The organism is Bradyrhizobium huanghuaihaiense, assembly GCF_007830635.1.
GTDB classification, from domain to species: domain Bacteria; phylum Pseudomonadota; class Alphaproteobacteria; order Rhizobiales; family Xanthobacteraceae; genus Bradyrhizobium; species Bradyrhizobium huanghuaihaiense.
Genome location: NZ_VLLA01000002.1, coordinates 761,460 through 778,514, shown reverse-complemented (window position 1 = coordinate 778,514; position 17,055 = coordinate 761,460). Strand labels below are relative to the sequence as shown.

Annotated in this window: 10 protein-coding genes; 4 read left to right on the top strand and 6 right to left on the bottom strand. The window is 62.9% G+C overall.

Annotation, left to right across the window (positions count from 1 at the left end):
- Positions 1-5,773: Ig-like domain-containing protein (locus tag IQ16_RS07545; RefSeq protein WP_145831333.1), on the bottom strand; the 5,773-nt coding region annotated here is incomplete at its 3' end.
- A gap of 563 nt (positions 5,774-6,336) precedes the next feature.
- On the opposite strand from IQ16_RS07545, the gene IQ16_RS07540 reads away from it, so the two are divergent.
- A complete protein-coding gene (locus IQ16_RS07540; RefSeq protein ID WP_018647521.1) occupies positions 6,337-6,858 on the top strand; it encodes a ParB N-terminal domain-containing protein in 522 nt (173 codons plus the stop codon).
- 153 nt (positions 6,859-7,011) lie between these two features.
- Here the strand turns inward: IQ16_RS07540 and IQ16_RS07535 are convergent, their stop codons facing one another.
- Entirely contained in the window at positions 7,012-7,287 is a 276-nt protein-coding gene (locus tag IQ16_RS07535; RefSeq protein ID WP_018647522.1) for a DUF3303 domain-containing protein, read from the bottom strand.
- A 270-nt stretch (positions 7,288-7,557) separates the two neighbouring features.
- Here IQ16_RS07535 and IQ16_RS07530 point away from each other — a divergent pair, with 270 nt between their 5' ends.
- The gene (locus IQ16_RS07530; protein ID WP_145831332.1) at positions 7,558-8,175 is read left to right on the top strand and encodes a hypothetical protein; all 618 of its coding nucleotides are present in this window, start codon (positions 7,558-7,560) and stop codon (positions 8,173-8,175) included.
- 17 nt (positions 8,176-8,192) lie between these two features.
- On the opposite strand, the gene IQ16_RS07525 is transcribed toward IQ16_RS07530, so the two are convergent.
- Positions 8,193-9,218 carry a glycoside hydrolase family 5 protein gene (locus tag IQ16_RS07525; protein ID WP_026312722.1) on the bottom strand — a complete coding sequence of 342 codons (1,026 nt, stop codon included), beginning with the start codon at positions 9,216-9,218 and terminating at the stop codon, positions 8,193-8,195.
- Between the two features lie 18 nt (positions 9,219-9,236).
- Positions 9,237-10,523: an O-antigen ligase family protein gene (locus IQ16_RS07520; protein WP_018647524.1), complete on the bottom strand. Its 1,287-nt coding sequence runs from the start codon at positions 10,521-10,523 to the stop codon at positions 9,237-9,239.
- 228 nt (positions 10,524-10,751) lie between these two features.
- Here IQ16_RS07520 and IQ16_RS07515 point away from each other — a divergent pair, with 228 nt between their 5' ends.
- A complete protein-coding gene (locus IQ16_RS07515) occupies positions 10,752-11,888 on the top strand; it encodes a GNAT family N-acetyltransferase (protein WP_018647525.1) in 1,137 nt (378 codons plus the stop codon).
- A gap of 20 nt (positions 11,889-11,908) precedes the next feature.
- Here IQ16_RS07515 and IQ16_RS07510 read toward each other — a convergent pair whose 3' ends face one another.
- The gene (locus IQ16_RS07510) at positions 11,909-13,132 is read right to left on the bottom strand and encodes an FAD-dependent oxidoreductase (protein WP_020608117.1); all 1,224 of its coding nucleotides are present in this window, start codon (positions 13,130-13,132) and stop codon (positions 11,909-11,911) included.
- Between the two features lie 434 nt (positions 13,133-13,566).
- On the opposite strand from IQ16_RS07510, the gene IQ16_RS07505 reads away from it, so the two are divergent.
- Positions 13,567-14,913 (top strand): lipopolysaccharide biosynthesis protein, encoded by a 1,347-nt coding sequence (locus IQ16_RS07505; RefSeq protein WP_018647527.1) that lies wholly within the window; start codon positions 13,567-13,569, stop codon positions 14,911-14,913.
- Between the two features lie 7 nt (positions 14,914-14,920).
- Here the strand turns inward: IQ16_RS07505 and IQ16_RS07500 are convergent, their stop codons facing one another.
- Positions 14,921-17,017, bottom strand: coding sequence for a GumC family protein (locus tag IQ16_RS07500; protein ID WP_018647528.1), 2,097 nt, complete (start codon positions 17,015-17,017; stop codon positions 14,921-14,923).
- Positions 17,018-17,055: the final 38 nt, after the last annotated feature.

Below are 17,055 nucleotides of genomic sequence, written 5' to 3'. Positions count from 1 at the left end.
CCAGCTGGGTGCCGCCGCTGCCGGAGGCGTAGCTGGCCTGCACCGGTGTCCCGCCGATGTTCAAGGCGAGTTGCGGCGTCCCGGTCACCGTGACGGTCTCGCTGAACGTCACGGTGACGCTGACCACGTCGCCGGTGTTGAGCGTATTGTTCTGCGCTCCCGTCGCGCTGGTGATTGCCTCGCTGCTCACCACCGGCGCGGCGGTATCGAGCGTGATGATCAGTGCGGCGGTGGTCGAGGTGTTGCCGAAACCGTCGCTGAGTCTGGCCGAGATCGACTTGGCGCCGTCAGGGCCGAGATCACCGTCGGTTACGGTCAAGCTCACGCTCTGGGCGCTGAGGTCGGCTGCGCTGATCGTATGCGTGACGGGATGGGCGAACGGCGAGCCATTGAGCAACAGCTGGATCGTATCTCCCGCCGCGATATTGGCACCGAGCACGACCGTGAAAGTCGGCGCGGTCACGTTCGTCGTGTTGTCACTGCTGGAACTGCCGGAATCGGAAGCTGCCGCCAGGTCCGGCGTGCCGCCGGTCGGGGCATTGGTGTTCACGGTGAAGACCACCGTGTTGCTGACGCCCTGGTTGCCGGCGGCATCAGTCGCTTGCGCGGTCAAGCTGTTGGCGTCGCTGTGCAGCGTGACATCGGTGCTCCAAGTGCCGTTGGCCTGGATGGTTGCGACGCCGACCGGAGTGCCATCATCTAGGACGGTGACAATCGCACCCGCGTCAGCGGGATCCGCCGTACCGGTAATCGTCTGCACGGATTGATTGGTGTTGCCGCCGGGATTGGTGATCGCCAGCACGGGCGCGCTCGTGTCGAGCGTGATGGTCAAGGCGCTGGTGGTCGAGCTGTTGCCCGCCAGATCGGTAAACCGGGCAGAGATCGGCTTGGTCCCGTCAGGTCCAAGGTCACCGGGGCTCACCGCGAAACTGACGCTTTGGGCCGCGATATCGCCCGAGGTGACGGTTCGCACCAGAGGATGGGAGAAGGAGGACCCATTCAGCAGCAGCTGGACCGTGTCGCCCACCGCAACACCCGCACCAAGCGCAACCGTCAGCGTCGGGGCCAATACATTGGTATTGTTGTCGCTGCTGGAGGAGCCGGAATCCGAATTCGCAATCAGATCTGGCGTGCCGCCGGACGGAACGGTCTGGTCCAGCACGTAGCTGTGGCCGGTGCCCGCAGCGATATTGCCGGCCAAGTCGATGGTGCGGACCGACAGCAAACTGCCCGCCCCGGAAAGGAGCACGCCCGATGCGGACCACGCGCCCCCTGCTGCATTTGCCGTGACCCAGTTCGTGCCGTCGACGCTGAGCTGAATTGACTCGCCGGGATCCAGCGTGCCCGTGTACGCTCCGGTCACGGTCTGTGACGCCAAATTGGTGACGAAATCGCTCGACGAGCTGCCGCTGTCGGCCCCCAGTGCGATCACCGTCGCAACCGCTGACGGCGCGCTGGTGTCCAGCGTGTAGGCATGCCCGGTGCCGGCAACGCTGTTGCCAGCCAGATCGATCGTCCGGACCGACAGCGTGCTCCCGGCAGCCGACAGTGTCACTCCGGATGCTGCCCAGGTGCCGTTCGATGCGTTGGCGACCGCCGTCACCCAGGTTGTGCCGCCGTCGGCGCTGACCTGGATGGACTCGCCGGCGCCGAGGCTGCCGGAATAGGTGCCGCTGACCGTCTGCAACGCGACATTGCTGACGAAATCGCTCGCGGAGCTGCCGCTGTCCGACCCCAGCGCCGTCACCGTCGCAATTGCGGACGGCGCGACGGTATCGAAGGTGTAACTGTGGCCTGTTCCCGCCGCGACATTGCCCGCAAGGTCGATCGTGCGAACTGACAGCGTGTTCCCGGCCGCCGACAGCGTCAAGCCGGATGCTGACCAGGTGCCGTTGGCCGAATTGGCCGTTGCGGTCACCCAGCTCACACCGCCATCCGCGCTGACCTGAATCGTTTCACCGAAAGCCACGACACCCGTATAGGTGCCGCTTACGGTTTGCGACGGGATGTTGGTGACGAAATCGGTCGAGGAGCTGCCAGTGTCAGAACTTAGCAGCGTCACCGTCGCAACCGCCGTCGGCGCTAGGGTATCCAGAGTGTAGCTGTGTCCCGTCCCCGCCGTGATGTTACCGGCGAGGTCGATGGTGCGAACCGACAGCAAGTTGGTGCCGGACGACAGCGATACGCTAGATGCCGACCAGGCGCCGCCCGATGCGGACGCCGTCACCCAGGTGGCGCCATTGTTGGCGCTGACCTGGATCGTCTCGCCCGGACCCAAGGCACCGGTATAGGTGCCGCTGACTGTTTGCGAGGCCACGTTGGTATTGAAGTCGGTCGGCGAGCTGCCGCTGTCGGCGCTCAAAGCGCCGACAGACGCAACTGCAGCCGGCGGCGTCGAATCCAATGTCAGGACGACCGTATTGCTCGAGCCCAAATTGCCGGCGACGTCCGTGTCCTGGGCGACGAAACTATTGCCGCCCTCGGAAAGCTGTACGATCACGCTCCAGCTGCCGTCCGCCTGGACAACGGCACCGGCTATGGCCTGCGCATTGTCGAACACGATCACGGTGGTTCCGGCATCGGCCAAGCCGACCGTTCCGGAGATTCTCTGGGTGGCCTGGTTGGTCAGCGCATCCGAATTGTCGATCGTGACCACGGGCGGCGCCGTGTCGATTGTGACGGCCTGCGCGGCGGAGCCGATCGTGTTGCCGACGGAATCGACGACGCGCACCTGGTACGAGAAGCTCGCATTGTGGACACCAGGATCGATCAGGCTCCACGTCGTTCCTGTCGCCTGAACGACGTCACTCCATGTGAGACCATTGTCGCTGCTGACCTGAATCTTCTCGCCGGGCGAGAGCGCTCCATTGCTGCCGGAGACCGACAATTGGGTGCTGTTGGTGATGAAATCGCCGGAGGCCCCGCTATCAGGACTGATCGCCGTAATGGCCAGCGGCAGCGTGATGTTGAGACTTGCGGTGGAAGCCGCAGACTTGATCGAATCCGAGACCGTATAGCCGAAGACGACGCGGCCGCTGAATCCCGGATCCGGCGTGTACGTCCACGTCTGATCGCTGTTCTGGACCAGCCCCCCGCCTCCGCTCTGGATCGTCAGCGACGTGATGGACAGGGAGGGACCGTCGATGTCGGCGACGCCTTTGAGCAAGACCGTCGGCGCGATGACGTAGGGGCTGTCCTGCAGCCCCTGCGCGAGCGTGACGGGCGCCGCCACCGGAGCCGCATCGGCCGTCTGGATGGCAGGCTGTACGCCGTCATGTACCGTTACGAAGACGGGGACGGTTATGGAGCCATTGTCAGCGGAGAGCCTGATGATGAATTCCTGCGTGGCTGTCTCGCCGAAAGACAGCCCCGCAAAGTCGCTCTTCGGCTCGGCGAAACTCCAGTTGATATGCCCGTTTGCGTCAAAGCTGGCGCTGAAATACGGGGTCGCGTCGCCAAACTGATCCGTCACGCTGACCGTGACGCCGGTGTAGTCACCCGTGACTGCTATCGATCCCTTGGCGGCGAGGACGTCGGACGACTTCGCCGTCTCCAGAATGATCGCACTAAGTCCCGAGGTCGGATCGGCAAAGAAGATGTTGCTGCTGTTGCCGAAGGCGACGTACTGGCCGCCGGCGCTGATCGCGGCACCGCCATTGGACGCTGTATCCACCCCGTCTGAAACCAGCCGATAGGCGGGGGCCGCCGGGTTCGTGACGTCGACGATGTAGATATCGGCGAACCCGTTCTGATCGGCCGAGGTCAGCCTCGCCTCGCTCGTGAAGACGATGAAGTGGCCGTCCGGGCTCAGCACCGGACTGTAGCTGCTGCCCGAGGCGTTGGACGTGTGAAATACGACGGCCCCGGCATTCAGGTCATAGAGATAGATCTCGGAATGGCCGGCGCCGTCCGTCTCCTGATAGGCGATCATGCGGCCATCTGCGCTGATGGTCGGCGCAACCGTCCCGGCCCCGGCGGAGGTGCTGGCAATCACGGCCAGTTCGCCCGTCGACAAATCGAAGGCAAGAAGCCTGCCCCCGCCTCCTGGAGCCGCCACATCCGAATTCCAGAAGGCAATCAGGTGGCCGTCGGCGCTGATGGCGGGCTTCCAAAGCGCCCCCGAGCTCCCCACCGCCCCTGGCGTCACCGTTCCTTTGAGCGTGCCGTCAAGACTGTAGATCGAAACGTTGCCGCCATCCTGTTGCACGACGATCGTGCCGCCGTCGCCACTGACGGCGGGCGCGCTTCCCGGCGCCAGCTCGGTCTGAACATGATAGTGCGCCGGATCGGAAGGATCGGTGCCATAGACGAAGACGAAGCTCCCGCCACCGTCGGAGCCCTGATAGACGATATAGCGGCCGTCAAAGCTGATCGTCGGCGAACCGTAGCTCCAGCCGTTCGCGGGAGACGCGATGGTGGTGGTTGCGCCCGTCTCGTGGTTGAAAAAGTAGATTGCGCCGTCGGGATCGTAGACGACGTCGCCATTGGCGCTCATGACCGGACCGATATGGTCTCCCGGCCCGGAGGTGATTGCCGCAACGTTCGGCGGCGTGACGACGAATGGAACGGCCGACAGCTTGACCGGGACAATGATCGCCTCCCCCACAACGATGTTGCTCGGAGGCGGGCTTGTGCCGGAGTCGGAAGCCGGGTTGACCGTGACGACAACGGTCGGAGGCGTTGCGCTCGAGGGCGGAGTGGCGCTTGTCCCGAGCGGGGGATGATATTCCGTGCCGGGCGGCTGTAGCGGCGGGCTCCCGGCGAATTTCGTCGTGCTGTTCGGATTCGGGTTGTTATTGTTGTTGTCCCTATTCTCCGTGTGCTGCGGAAGATTTGGAAACAGCTGTTTGCCGGAATCATATGTGCTCAGCACCTGCTGGAATGCACCGAATTCCTGCGCGACCTGATCTGTCGTCTTGTTGCTCTGCTGGGCAATCACGTCGAAAGTCGCCGTCGGCGTCAGCGTCAGCGTCGATCCGTTGCTCGTGACGGTACCTATCAAGACACCGGCCGTATTGAAAACCTGGACGGCATGCACCAGACCGTCACGCTGGTCGATGACGGAAACCGACACCTTTCCGTCGGTCGCCGAAACGTCGAGGATCACGGCCGTGCCGCGAATCCCGATCGTGGCGCTGGGTGTCGCCACCCGCATATCACCGGTCTTCGCAACCTGGCCCGCCACAAAGCTGGCGGCGCCTTGGACCAGGGTCATCAGCGAGCTGTTGGATGTGCTGCTGGCATCATAGGTCAGTTCGTTCAGCATGAACCGCGCACTGGCGGACAGATTGAACGTCGTGCCGTCGTCGAGCACGAGACCAAGGGTCGAGTCGCTGCCCGTCTGCACCACGTCGTTCTGGTAGATCGCATCACCGACGTTGGCGACGATCGTCACGCCATTGCGGACGATGCTCGCACTGCCGGTCATCTTGACGACATGGCCCACCACCTTGCCGATCGCCGCGGGCGCACCGGCCTGCGCATATTGCGTGTGTCCGGTCAGAGCATCGATGACGCCGGGATCTAGGTGCGCGCCTTCCGGGGAAACGAGCAACGGGCGCGCGTGATCGCGGAAATAGTTTGGCACGACGACGCGATGGAGCTGATCCGAGAGGATCAGGTCGACGCCGCTGCGTACGAAGTCGCCGGAGAAGAGAAGGTGCGCGTCCGGGATCACAACTGCAGCGGACGGTATCTCCGCCAACGCGTCGTGCCCGAATTGAAGGGATTGGTGCCCCGAGCCGTTCGGCAAAAATCTGTCGGTGTGGTTCAAGACGCCACCGTAAATCGTTAAAAATTAATTAAACCGTTTTTAAGTACCATTACGAAGTTCCAGAGAAAAGTGGCGACGAACCGCCTGCCTGAGTTTTCTGCACCGTAATTAATTTCGGGCCGCAGGCGGCGTAGAAACCGCGACGCAAATCCGCGTCAGACATTGAAAATACTATGGAATTCCAATCCATGCAGTGGGTTTTGCCGTTTCTCCGAACACAACCTCCGGCTCGCGGAGCGCGGGGCCGGAAGACGGCCGGAGCCTAATCGCGGCCCGCCGCCGAGGAGAAACGGGATTAAACCGGGCCAGACGGTTTTTACGGCCTATCGCTCAGACAACCGCGAGCACTCCCGATCTTGGATTGCTGAAGCGCACCGCGGGTCCGACAAGAGAGCGTTCAGCCTGCGTCGGTACGCCTGCCTCGAGGCGCTATTCCCCAGTTTCCCGTGCGCCATGTGCAAGGCGAATGGAAACTGGTTGCTTCACGCGCCCGCTCGCTCCTAGGATAGCACTCCCTCGCCTCGCCGCGCGGCGACGGGAGCAAGAGTGCTGGAGCAGAAGCTATGCCCAAAGCGGAAAGCTTGTCGATCGACAAAATTCGCGTTCCGACCAAGAGCAGAAAGACGCTCGACCCCGGGCTCGTTCAAACGATCGCGGAAAGCATCCTGGAGATCGGACAGCAAGTCCCCATTTCCGTTCGCCCCGAGGATGATCAGTTCGTTCTGGTCGACGGACTGCATCGGCTCGAGGCCTGCAAGGCCCTTGGTGAAATGTCCGTCATCGCTGTCGCCGTCGCGGCAGAGAGTCCTCAGCACAGGAAACTGCTGTCCGACAGCACGGAACTGGAAGCCGAGCGCAACAAGATGGCCCGGTTGAAGCAATTGCGCCTTGAGAGGGAGGCCGCCGCAGCAGTCGCGGCTGCGCCGGCGAAACCGGGCTTCAATCGGCAACCGGAACGAAGCACAGGGGCCAAGCCGGCCGCATCATCGACGCGAACCGCCCGGACGGCAGCAACATTGGTACCCGGAACGAAAACCCTGTCCCAATGGATCGCCCAACAGAAAAGCGACGGTGGCCGTTATTGACCCTTCGCCGCGCTGTCCGGGCGCGAATTAGCCAGCCCGCAAGCGTCTATTGCTTATTGCCGCAATATCACACGCGCAAAAATGAGGCGCCGATCCCCGCAAGCATCGGCGCCCCTCCACGCGTAGCTTATGATTGCTCGCCCGAGCGCGCGATCAGTGCTTTGCCATCCCTGCCAGAATTGGGCCCGCTTCCGCGTCCTCGACGCAGGGCGTGACCGTGAGTTCCATGACATTCGCCCACTGTGCGTACCACTGGTACATGGCCTTGGGATCGTTGCTTTCCGAAATGGCGAAACCCTCGCCATTCATTCCATGCCAACGCCCGAGCATCTTGACGCCCTCGGGCGGAGCTCCGCCGGTTTCCAGGAATTTCTTGATCGCTGCATCGATCGAGCTTGGCGGAATTTTCCAATGCGAGATGTACTTCATCAATGCTCTCCCATTTAAAAATGCGCTTCCGTGCCTATACGGCAGTGCCTAGTCAAACACGAAGCGATGACGCTGCAAAGGCCCGCGCCTTGCTCGAGCATGGGCCTCGGTCGGTCGAGCGATGCCATTTCCGCCGTGTCCTTGGACATTACCGGGGACTAGCAAATCCAAGCGATTGGCCATACCCTTTGGGTCGCATGAGCTGAACGATGACAGCGCCCTACATCTAAAATCATCGAGCGAGCGTAGAGTGCGATCACCACGGATGCAATGAACGACAGCCCGCACACCTCTTGGCCTGCCTTCATAAATGACGTGCAAGCCGACTATCCGGAGCATTTCGACTGGGGCGCGCTGGCGGCGTTGCGGGCGAAGTCGGTACCGGCTGCCGTGACCGGCGCGGCCGATGCCGCTTCGGGGCGCAACGGCGTATTTGGCGATGGCCGACCCGCGCAAACCGTGCCGCCAAGCGTTGGGCTGGATTTTCGGCCGGGCATTGAACCAACATCCTTACCGGATGAACCAGCCACCGCATCGGCAGGCGCGATCGATCCGACGTCCGAGGCTCGTGTCACGCAGGGTGATGCCGCTCCGCTCTCAGGATCCCTCCCACCAGAGAGATCTGCAGTCGACCAAGAACCCTTGCCTCTCGCGACAATACGTCGGTCGCAACTCCCTTTGCCGGAGGACGGCATTTTGCGGTTGCGGTTTTCCGATGTCGGTGAACCCAGCGAACCGGGCGAACACCGCTCGCACTACGGTCTTGTCGAAGTTACACGAAGTGATCTCGCCGTCTGGAAGGCTTTTCCGGACGCGGTCTTCACAGTCATACAACCCTCGCCCTACTCGAACGCGACGATCTTCCGACTCGGAACTTTCGAGGTTTGAGCGCCCAGCATGTCTCTCTAACGCGAGGGCGGGATCAGCGCTCGCAGGATGTCCGGCTTCCAGGCCTGGCGCGCACTGTCGAAGGCCGCGAAATCATGGTCGAACTGCCAATAGGCCCATGACCAGCCCAGCCTGTCGGCGCTTCGCGCGACGTACGACAGGTATCTCGCGCGACTATCGGACGGTGCGCGCTCGTACACGCCGAACTCGCCGAGGTAAACCGGGCGCTTTTCTTTCTCTGCCCAGCGGCTCATCTTCTCGAAGTCGGCCGCGGCCCGCGCTTCGTCGTCCTGCGAGCCCCAATCCAGCGGACCGATCCGCGAGAACGTCGCCGACCACGGCGCCCCCTGATGCGTGAACCGCAAAGGCGCGTAATAGTGAAACGTGACGATGAGGTTGCGGTCGTCAGCCGGCAGAACCAGCTCGTCGACGGGATTCTCATCGACGTTGAGAACGGCGGCAACGACCGGCCGCGCGGGATTGGTGCGACGGATGATGCCGAGGCATTCGCCCAGCAGCGAATTCCATTCGGCCGACGTCATGTGTCCGCCCGGCTCGTTCAAGACCTCGAAGACCAGTTTCGGATACTTGCCGGTATAGCGCTCGGCGATCTGGCGCCAGAACGCCTTCAGCTTTTCCGCGCATCCGGTCACGTCGCTCTGGCAGACATGGGTGTCGTGCTCGTCGAGAACGGGAATGAGATTGCGCGCCAGGACCTCCTCGATGACGGCATCAAGCCGCCTCAGGACGATCTCGTCCAGGACGTTCCCCGGACCCATGAACTTGAAGCCGAAGAAATTGATCCTGACATGCGCGAACCCGGCCTTCTTGATGGCCGTCAGATTGTCCAGGCGGAACGGCACATTCTGACCGCCTTCCCAGATCCCGTCATAGCCGAGAATGTTGATGCCGCGGCCCAGTTTCGGCACGCCATTGGAAGCAGCCTGCGCGGCAGCGGGAGATGGGGAGCAGAGCGCCGCGACGAAGAGAAAGCCTGCCGCAAGATCGAGACTCTTCGGCCAGCGAGCACGGATGGCGGTCATCTGCTTCCATTCCAAAGACTAGAGATCTGTCTGTCGTACCGGTCGGCACGTCGCAAAGAAAAACCCGACCAGCAGCACCGACGTGAACATCGTCGAGCGGAGGAACGTCGTCTCCGTGAAATTGGTCTGAAAGCTCAGGACGACAAATCCGATGATGAGGGCGCAGTGCGACCGATCGATCGACTGGGCGGAAATGAGATGGAGCATCTTGTTCGAGAACAGAAGGACGCTTCCCGTGAACAGCATATACCCGATGAATCCCGTCTCGATCAGGATGGTGATGTAACCGCTGTGATAATTGTCCAGCACCCAGCTGTGGTTCTGCTCGAAATAATCGTAGATCGACGGGATCGTCCAGAACCCGTTGATCCCGAAGCCGAGCAGCGGGGCATCGTCAAAATGGCTTATCGCGTAGTGCCAGATGAAGGTCCGCTCGGTAAAGTCGATGCTCGCGTCACCGAAATGGATCGCATCATATCCGGTCGTGTAGAAATAGAGGAACAGGGCGCCGGCCGCCAGGCACATGACGAACGGCAGTACCGCATAGAGCCTCATGCAGGTGACCGACCACATCGAGGTCACGAGCAGCGCGCAGGCGGCCAGGGCGACCGCACCGGCGCCGCGCGATTCCGAGGCAAGGACGCATGTCGACGCCAGAAGGAATGTCGCGAGGAACGCCAGCCAGCCCTGCCCCCTCATCTTCAGATAGCAGGCAAAGAACATCAGATAGGCGCCGACGAAGCCAAGCGTCTGCTTCGATTCATAGATACCCTGCCATTGACCGCTGTGCATCCAGCTGTGGTCGATCCCGATGTCGGGAACGGCGACCGCAAAGAAGGCCGATGCGGCGACCAGGACGAACAGTCCAAGGGCCGTGGCGCCTACAATCTCGTCGATGTCGATGCGCGTGACGAGGCAGAAGGCGCCAAAAGTCGTCATCGCAAGCGCCGCACTCTTCATCAGTGCCGCGACATTCAGGCTGGACCAGAACACGGAGATGACGGCGAAGCCGTAGAATGCGACCAGCACGATCAAATCGGGGTTGAACTGCAAACGCAGGCGCGGCCGCACGAATGCGCTTGCATAGATCGAGACGCCCCACATCAGGATCGCGACGGCCTGCTGCAGATAAGTCAGCTCCGCCGGCAGCAGCCCCGTGTTGAGGGTGCCCATCGACGCAATGACATTGATGGTGATCGAACAGCGGATTGCGACGCTGGCAATCCTCTCGATGCCAACGCTGCGCGTCTGCCAGATCGCGCTCTCGGGAAGCCCGGAGCCCGCATCGCTCTGTAGGCTGGCCATGGGCCGACCTTCCTTCAACGCGGTTAATTGTTCGCTAGCGCAGGTCGGCCTCCACGTCCGAGCCCCAAGACCGCGCAACGTTAAGAATTCGGTAACGATACGAATCGGGCTCGATGCATTAATGCAAATCATACCGCGTCGGTATCTCGACCGTCACTCCCCTGCTATAAAACCCTGGTTCCGGCTCGGATCGACCATTCCCGAGTGTCATGATTTCCCTGGTTACGCATGAATACGTCTAGCAATACGTTCGATATCGCCGTCGAGCCGGCATTCGACTTTCTGTCCCCGGAATATGCCGAGCTGTTCGACAGTTCGGCCGCGACTGCTTTCCAGCATCCGCTCTGGCTGCACAGCCTCTACAGCAGGCTTGCAACTCATGCCGGAGCAACCCCGCTGGTCGTCGTGGCTCGCCATCACGCGAGCGGCGCCCTTGCGATGGTGCTGCCTTTGCTGCGGATCCGACGCGGTCCGATACGAACCGTCGAATTCGCCGACCTGCGTGTCTCCGACTATCTGGCGCCCGTTTGCAGCCCGCAGGTATTTGCCGAGCTGCTTAGAGATGCGGACGCATGCGCGGAGATCCGGCATCTCGTCCGCCCCTTCGACCTGCTTCGGATGACCAAGCTGCCGGACGGGCGGCTTCCGATCGAGAGCCTCCTGGACGCGCCCCGCCGGGTCGCGATGGACAGCAATGCCTATGCGACGGTTCTCGTGGCGCCTTTCGAGCAATGGCGGGCCAGCGCGATGGATCGCTCCTACCAGAAGGAGCTCGCAAAAAAATCTCGTCAGCTCCAGAAGAAAGGCGCGTTGAGCTTCTCCTGCTGCGATGACAGCGCCTCGATCCTGAACGCTCTGGACGTGATGAAAAAATTCCGCGGCCCGCGCTTCCAGTCGCAGGGCGACGGGGACCTGCTCCAGCGACCCGAGTATTACGACTTCTATTCCGACGTGGCGGTTCGCGGCCTCCACTCCTTCGTGCGGCTCTATGCCATGCAGATGGATGATGAGGTGATCGCCGCCGTGCTTGGATTGCATCACCGCGACAGCTTCCTCGTCATCATGAGCGCTTTCGACATTGACGGATACAAGAGCCAGTCGCTGGGTGCGCTGATGTTCGAGCAGGTAGCGAGGGATTGCATCGAGCGCGGAGACCAGATGCTCGATTTCACGATCGGCGACGAGCCGTACAAGAAACTGTTCGGCGCACAGCCGTCGCCAATGTGGACCGTGACCCAGACCGGCAGCACTGTGGGCGCCATATCGCTGTTCGCACTGAAGCAGGCCCCCTGGCTCAAGCTGGCCGCCAAGCGGATGTCGGAGTTCAGGCTCCTGCCGACCCGCACCTCGACGCCGACGCGCTGAGGCGCCGCCAGGTCTGATTCTCAGGCGCGTAGCGCGCTTCGAACTTGCGCGAGCCAGCCTGGCTGCATCTGATCGACCCGATGGGTGATACTGCGCCGCAGGAAGTGCAGCCGCCGCCGCACATCCCAGCTGAGGTCGTTGCGGGATGTCAGCGCCTGACGGAAGCGCGCCATCTTCAGCGACTGCTGATCTGCCGCGATCTTGTCGGTATCGGCATAGAACTGCGATATCTTCTCCGTGCCCATACCTGCGGTTGCGAGCCAGCGCGGCGCATATTCGCTGCAAAGACGCTCGACGTCCACCAGCAGGCGGGCGACGCCCGTGCCGGCCGCCGGACAGTTGGTCTGGAACGCATCGCCGATGAGCACTACACCGGGCTGGAGATGTCCCTCGACGACGGACAGATCCATCACCCAGTTCTGGACCCGGTCCGTCACGCGGAAGTCGCCGAGGAAGGACTGCAATCCCGGCAGCAACCGCAACAGCGTCGCTTCCGTGTCCCGACGCAGGTCACGCATGACAGGATCGGTCGGATCGCGGAACATGAAGAGATTTGCCCGCATGCCTGCGCGCACCGGGAACAGGCTGAGATAATCCACCCCGTCCGCTGTACGTTCGCCGTAACAGGTCAGCGCATCGAAATCGAACGGCGCCCCATCGCAGCGGGCGATGGTGAAGCCGAATGAGACCGAATGGCGTTCCGCCAGCACGCGCCGCCTGATGCCGAGCTTGTAGCCAAGCGCTCCCGCCATGCCCGTGGCCAGAACGACGAGGCGCGCATCGATGCGCTGTCCGGAGGCGAGCTCGAGATGCTGAACGTCGTCGCTGGAGGTGATCGCGGCGACTTCGTCGACGATCAGACTTGAGGAATCGGGTAACTGGCCGCGCGCCATGGCAACGAGATCGGCATAAGGAAGCCCGTAAGCCTGCCCGACGGTGACATCGACCACCTTGCCTTCCCTGACATTGAGCACGCGGTCATAGCGGCAACCGGCGCTGGCGAGCGCATCGATGAAGCCGAGCCTGCGGAACATCTCCAGCTGATGGCCGCCGATCTTCTCGACCCGAAACTCGTCCGGAGGCACAGCGCGCTTGTCGACGAGCGCAACGCGATGCCCTGCCCGCGCGAGGACCGACGCCGTGAGCGATCCCGCAAGGCCGCCGCCGACGATGGCGACGTCCGCAGCGATCGTCGAAATCCCCGCTGCTGCGACCGGCTCGGTCACGGTGCTATCCGCCGTCATGGTCCAGGCTCCCACGGTTAACGGTGGTTCCACGTGCAATTATCCCGCCTGATGTCGCATCGCAGGGCCGAACGCGATCATTTCCAGAGATCGAGGTTAACGAACCAAACAACGGATCCGGCAGGACGAGATCGCGGCACGCGTCTTGCTCAGAATGGCCGGCGAAGACCGGATTTCGGCAGTACCACGGTGGAGCGAATGCCTGCGTCTTGTCGGAGCGGCGTCATGTCGCTGTTCGAGCGAGCCTGCGTTTGCTCTATCTGGGACAATCCGGACGAAGGTGTTTCACCGTGGCGCAGCGGACGTACCACCGGCATCGGTTGCGATCCAAGGGCTTCGGAGGCTTCCATTAACACTCGGGGTTTTTCGACATGCTAGGCTGCCGCCAATATCGTAATGCGTTCCTTCAGGGGAGAGCCGCCCCTTAAACCTCCATGATCGAAACCATCATCCAGTTTCTGCGGCGTGACGTAACGCGCGGTGTCGTCGGGACCATCCTCCTCAAGGTTGGCAGCGGCGCGCTTGCGTTTGCGTTGTTCTCGCTGGCGGCACGAACGATGTCACCGGATGGATTCGGCATCTTTGCGACCTGGCTGTCCGTTGCCCAGATTGCAGCCGTCGTGGGACTGGTCGGACAGGAATCGCTTCTGGTGCGCTTCCTGAACGAGTACAGGGTGCAAGATCGGCCCGATCTGACCAAGGGCGTGCTGCTATCGAGCCTGAAGATCTCGTCCGTCGCGATGCTGATTGCGATCGGTGCAACCGCGATCGCGGCAGGTATGAGAGGCGATTCCTGGCTGCTGATCGTCGCCGTGTCTGCCTACACCGCCGTGAGCGCGGGCCTGATGCTCGGCAGCCAGGTCGCGCGCTCGCTGGTCAGCATTCTCATGGGGGAAGGAAACAGGGAATTCTTCTGGCGGGTCGGCGTCGTCCTGTTTCTGCTCGCCGTCTTGTTTGGCCACCGGCAGCTCGATCCTGCCGAGCTGATCGCCGTGATGACGATCGCGATGTCGATTGGTCTGGTGACGCAGATCGTTGCCGTTGCACAAGCGCTGCCGGATTTCCGCGGCACGGTGGCGCGGTCCGAGACGTCGCGCTGGCGATCGAGCGCACTTCATTTCTGGGTCGCCTCCATCCTGGAGGCGGCAAACCAGTATTTCGACGTCATCCTGGTCTACTGGATGCTCGACCCGGCAACCGCCGGAATCTATTTCGCGGCCTCCCGCCTCGCCAACATCTTCGCCATGGTGTCGGCTGCGCTGTATAGTTTCGGCGCGCGCCGGCTTCCCTCGCTGTACTTCAGCAAGAACCACCAGGAGTTCCAGCGAACGCTGCAGCTGATGGCGGAGGTGACCGCGCTTTGCGTGGTCAGCGGACTGTTGCTGATCTGGGTCGGCGGTCCCCATCTTCTCAATCTGTTCGGGCCTCATTTCGCGGCACAGCACTGGGTCCTGATCGTGCTCGCGATCGGAACGGCCGTTCAGGCGGCGGGCGGTCCTTCTGCGGCGATCCTGCAGTTGACCGGCCACGAACGCATCTATGTCCCCGTCGTCGCTGCGAACGTCGCGCTGCGGCTGGTCGGATTCCTCGTCCTGATTCCCTGGCTCGGCGTGCTTGGCGCTGCGATCTCGGCGACCCTGTCGCTGGCGCTCGCGACCATCGCGCTCAACATCCTCTGCCGGCGGCGAACCGGCGTGGACCCGTCCATTCTCGTGCTCTTGCGCTTCTCGGCATGGAAACGCGGCGCGTACGCGGTCCGCGGTGCCGAGCCCGGCGAGTAGCCGCCGATCAACCGGCTAGGCCCAGTACCTCGCCGCGACGCTGCGCCGACGCCGGATCGGCCGGCACATGATTGACGACGATGCCGGTCGGCACGCCGCTGAAGCGGGAGAGCGCGGCAATTGCCCTGCGCATTGCGGCTGAATCGACCGCGTCTTCGCGCGCAACCAGAATGACGAGATCGGCATGCGCGGCCAGCGCCGCCGCCTCCGGCTGCAGGGCCAGCGAGGTTGCATGGACGACGATCAGATCGAACTCGGAACGAATATCGTCCGCGGGCAACGGCTCGGGCCGCTTGCTCGCGCCCAGAAGCGCACTGACGCTGCGGAAGTTCGCGATGGTCGCTCCGTCCGCCTGCCCCTTGGCAAGGCCCGCCCCGGCACCGCCGAGGTCCGGTTCGACCCGGATCAGGACGCTCAGCTTTCCCCTGTTCACCGCCCATCGATTCAACGAGCGCGCGACAGTGTTGCCGCCGGCGCGCTTGCCGACCGACATCACGAGCACGACCTTGCCCCGGGCTCCCGGCAGCTTCTCCAACCTGTCGAGCATCGGACGCAGATGCGGGCCGAGATCGAGCTCGGCTGTCGCGGACACCGGGCCTTGCCAGATGTTTCTGGGCGTATCGCCAGGCAACAGATCGGGAATGCGGGCCCACACCGGCGGGCGCGGCCAAGCCGCAGGCTGACGCGGCGCCGGATCGGAGGCACGAACTTCTTCAGCGGGCTCGTCGGATCCGCGCGCAGTCGCGGCAACGACCGCCGTCGATGCCAGCAGCGAGCCGATCGCGAGCGCGGCGAGCAGCAGAGGCAGCGGCGGAAGGGTCGAGCGCAGCGGCGGAATGGCGGGCGATGCCACTTTGGTCTGGGAGCTCTGCAGGAGGCGCTGCTCATTCGTGGTCTTGGAGCGCGACAGGAACTGCTCGTAGATGTTCCTGTTGGCCTCGGCGTCGCGCTGCAGCTCCTGGAGCTTCACCAGAGCCTGACCGTCGACGAGGAGCTGCGATTCAGCCGCCTTCATCTGGCTTTCGAGCGCCTTCTGCTGGTCGCGCTGGGACTCGTATTCCGACTTTGCGGTGTCGATGCCCTTGGCCCGCTCGACCTCGATCTGCCTGTTGAGATCGTTCAGCTGGCTGTACGACATCACGAGATCGGGATGGCGATCGCCGAGCACCGCGCGCTTCTGCGCAATCTGGTCGTTGAGGGCCGATCGCTGGGCGCGCAGCGCGCTGAGGAGATCCTGCTTGGCGGGCGCCTCGACATTCGCTTTCACGTCCCGCTGCGCCTGCTCGTAGCGGGCTTTCGCCTCTTCGGTCCGGGCGCGGGCGGCGGCAACCTGCTGCGACAGTTCCGTCACGCGCAATTGTTGCGTCGTGGAATCCTTGCCGGCGTTGACGATCCTGTGCTCGAGCTTGAACGCGGCGACGGCGTCCTCCGATGCCTTCAGCCGGTCGCTCAATGTCTTGAGCCGGCTGCTCAGCCAGTCGGCAGCTTCATCGGTCGCCTCGGTTCGGATGCTTTTCTGGCTCGCAACGAACGCCTCGGCGATCGCATTGGCATAATAGGCCGCCCGCTCCGACCGGTTCGAGGTGAAGCGGATGGCGATCACATAAGTGAGTCCGCGCCGGGAAATGTCGAGGCGGTTGCGGAATCGCTCGAGTAGGCGCGCGGGGTCGGTGTGTCCCCCGGAAATGTCCTCGTCATCGCGAACCTTGAGCTGCTCGATCAGCGGCTTGAGGAAGCCGTCGGACTTCGCCACTTCGACCAGGCTCTGCAACGCGGCGCTATCCTGGCCGATGCCGGGCAGAACGTCCTGGTCCGCAGTCACGCGCTGCTCGCGGGGATCGACCACGACCAGCGCGGTCGCGGCAAATCGAACCGGAATCATGAGGAGCACGATGGCGCCGAGGGCGAAGATCGCGAGCGCCAGCGTCAGGATGCGGCGCGCATTGTCGCGAAGGAAGGAGAACGCACCCGCCGCGGTGAGGAGGCCGCCAAGGCGCGCGGCCGTTCCGCGAGGCTTATCGGTCGATGCAGTCCGGCTCTGCCACGACGCGGCGACATCGGTCGATCCGGAACTTGTCGGGTCTGCGCGGCGACCGAACGTCATGGACTTTACTCGGATTCAACTGGCGAACACTGTTCAGT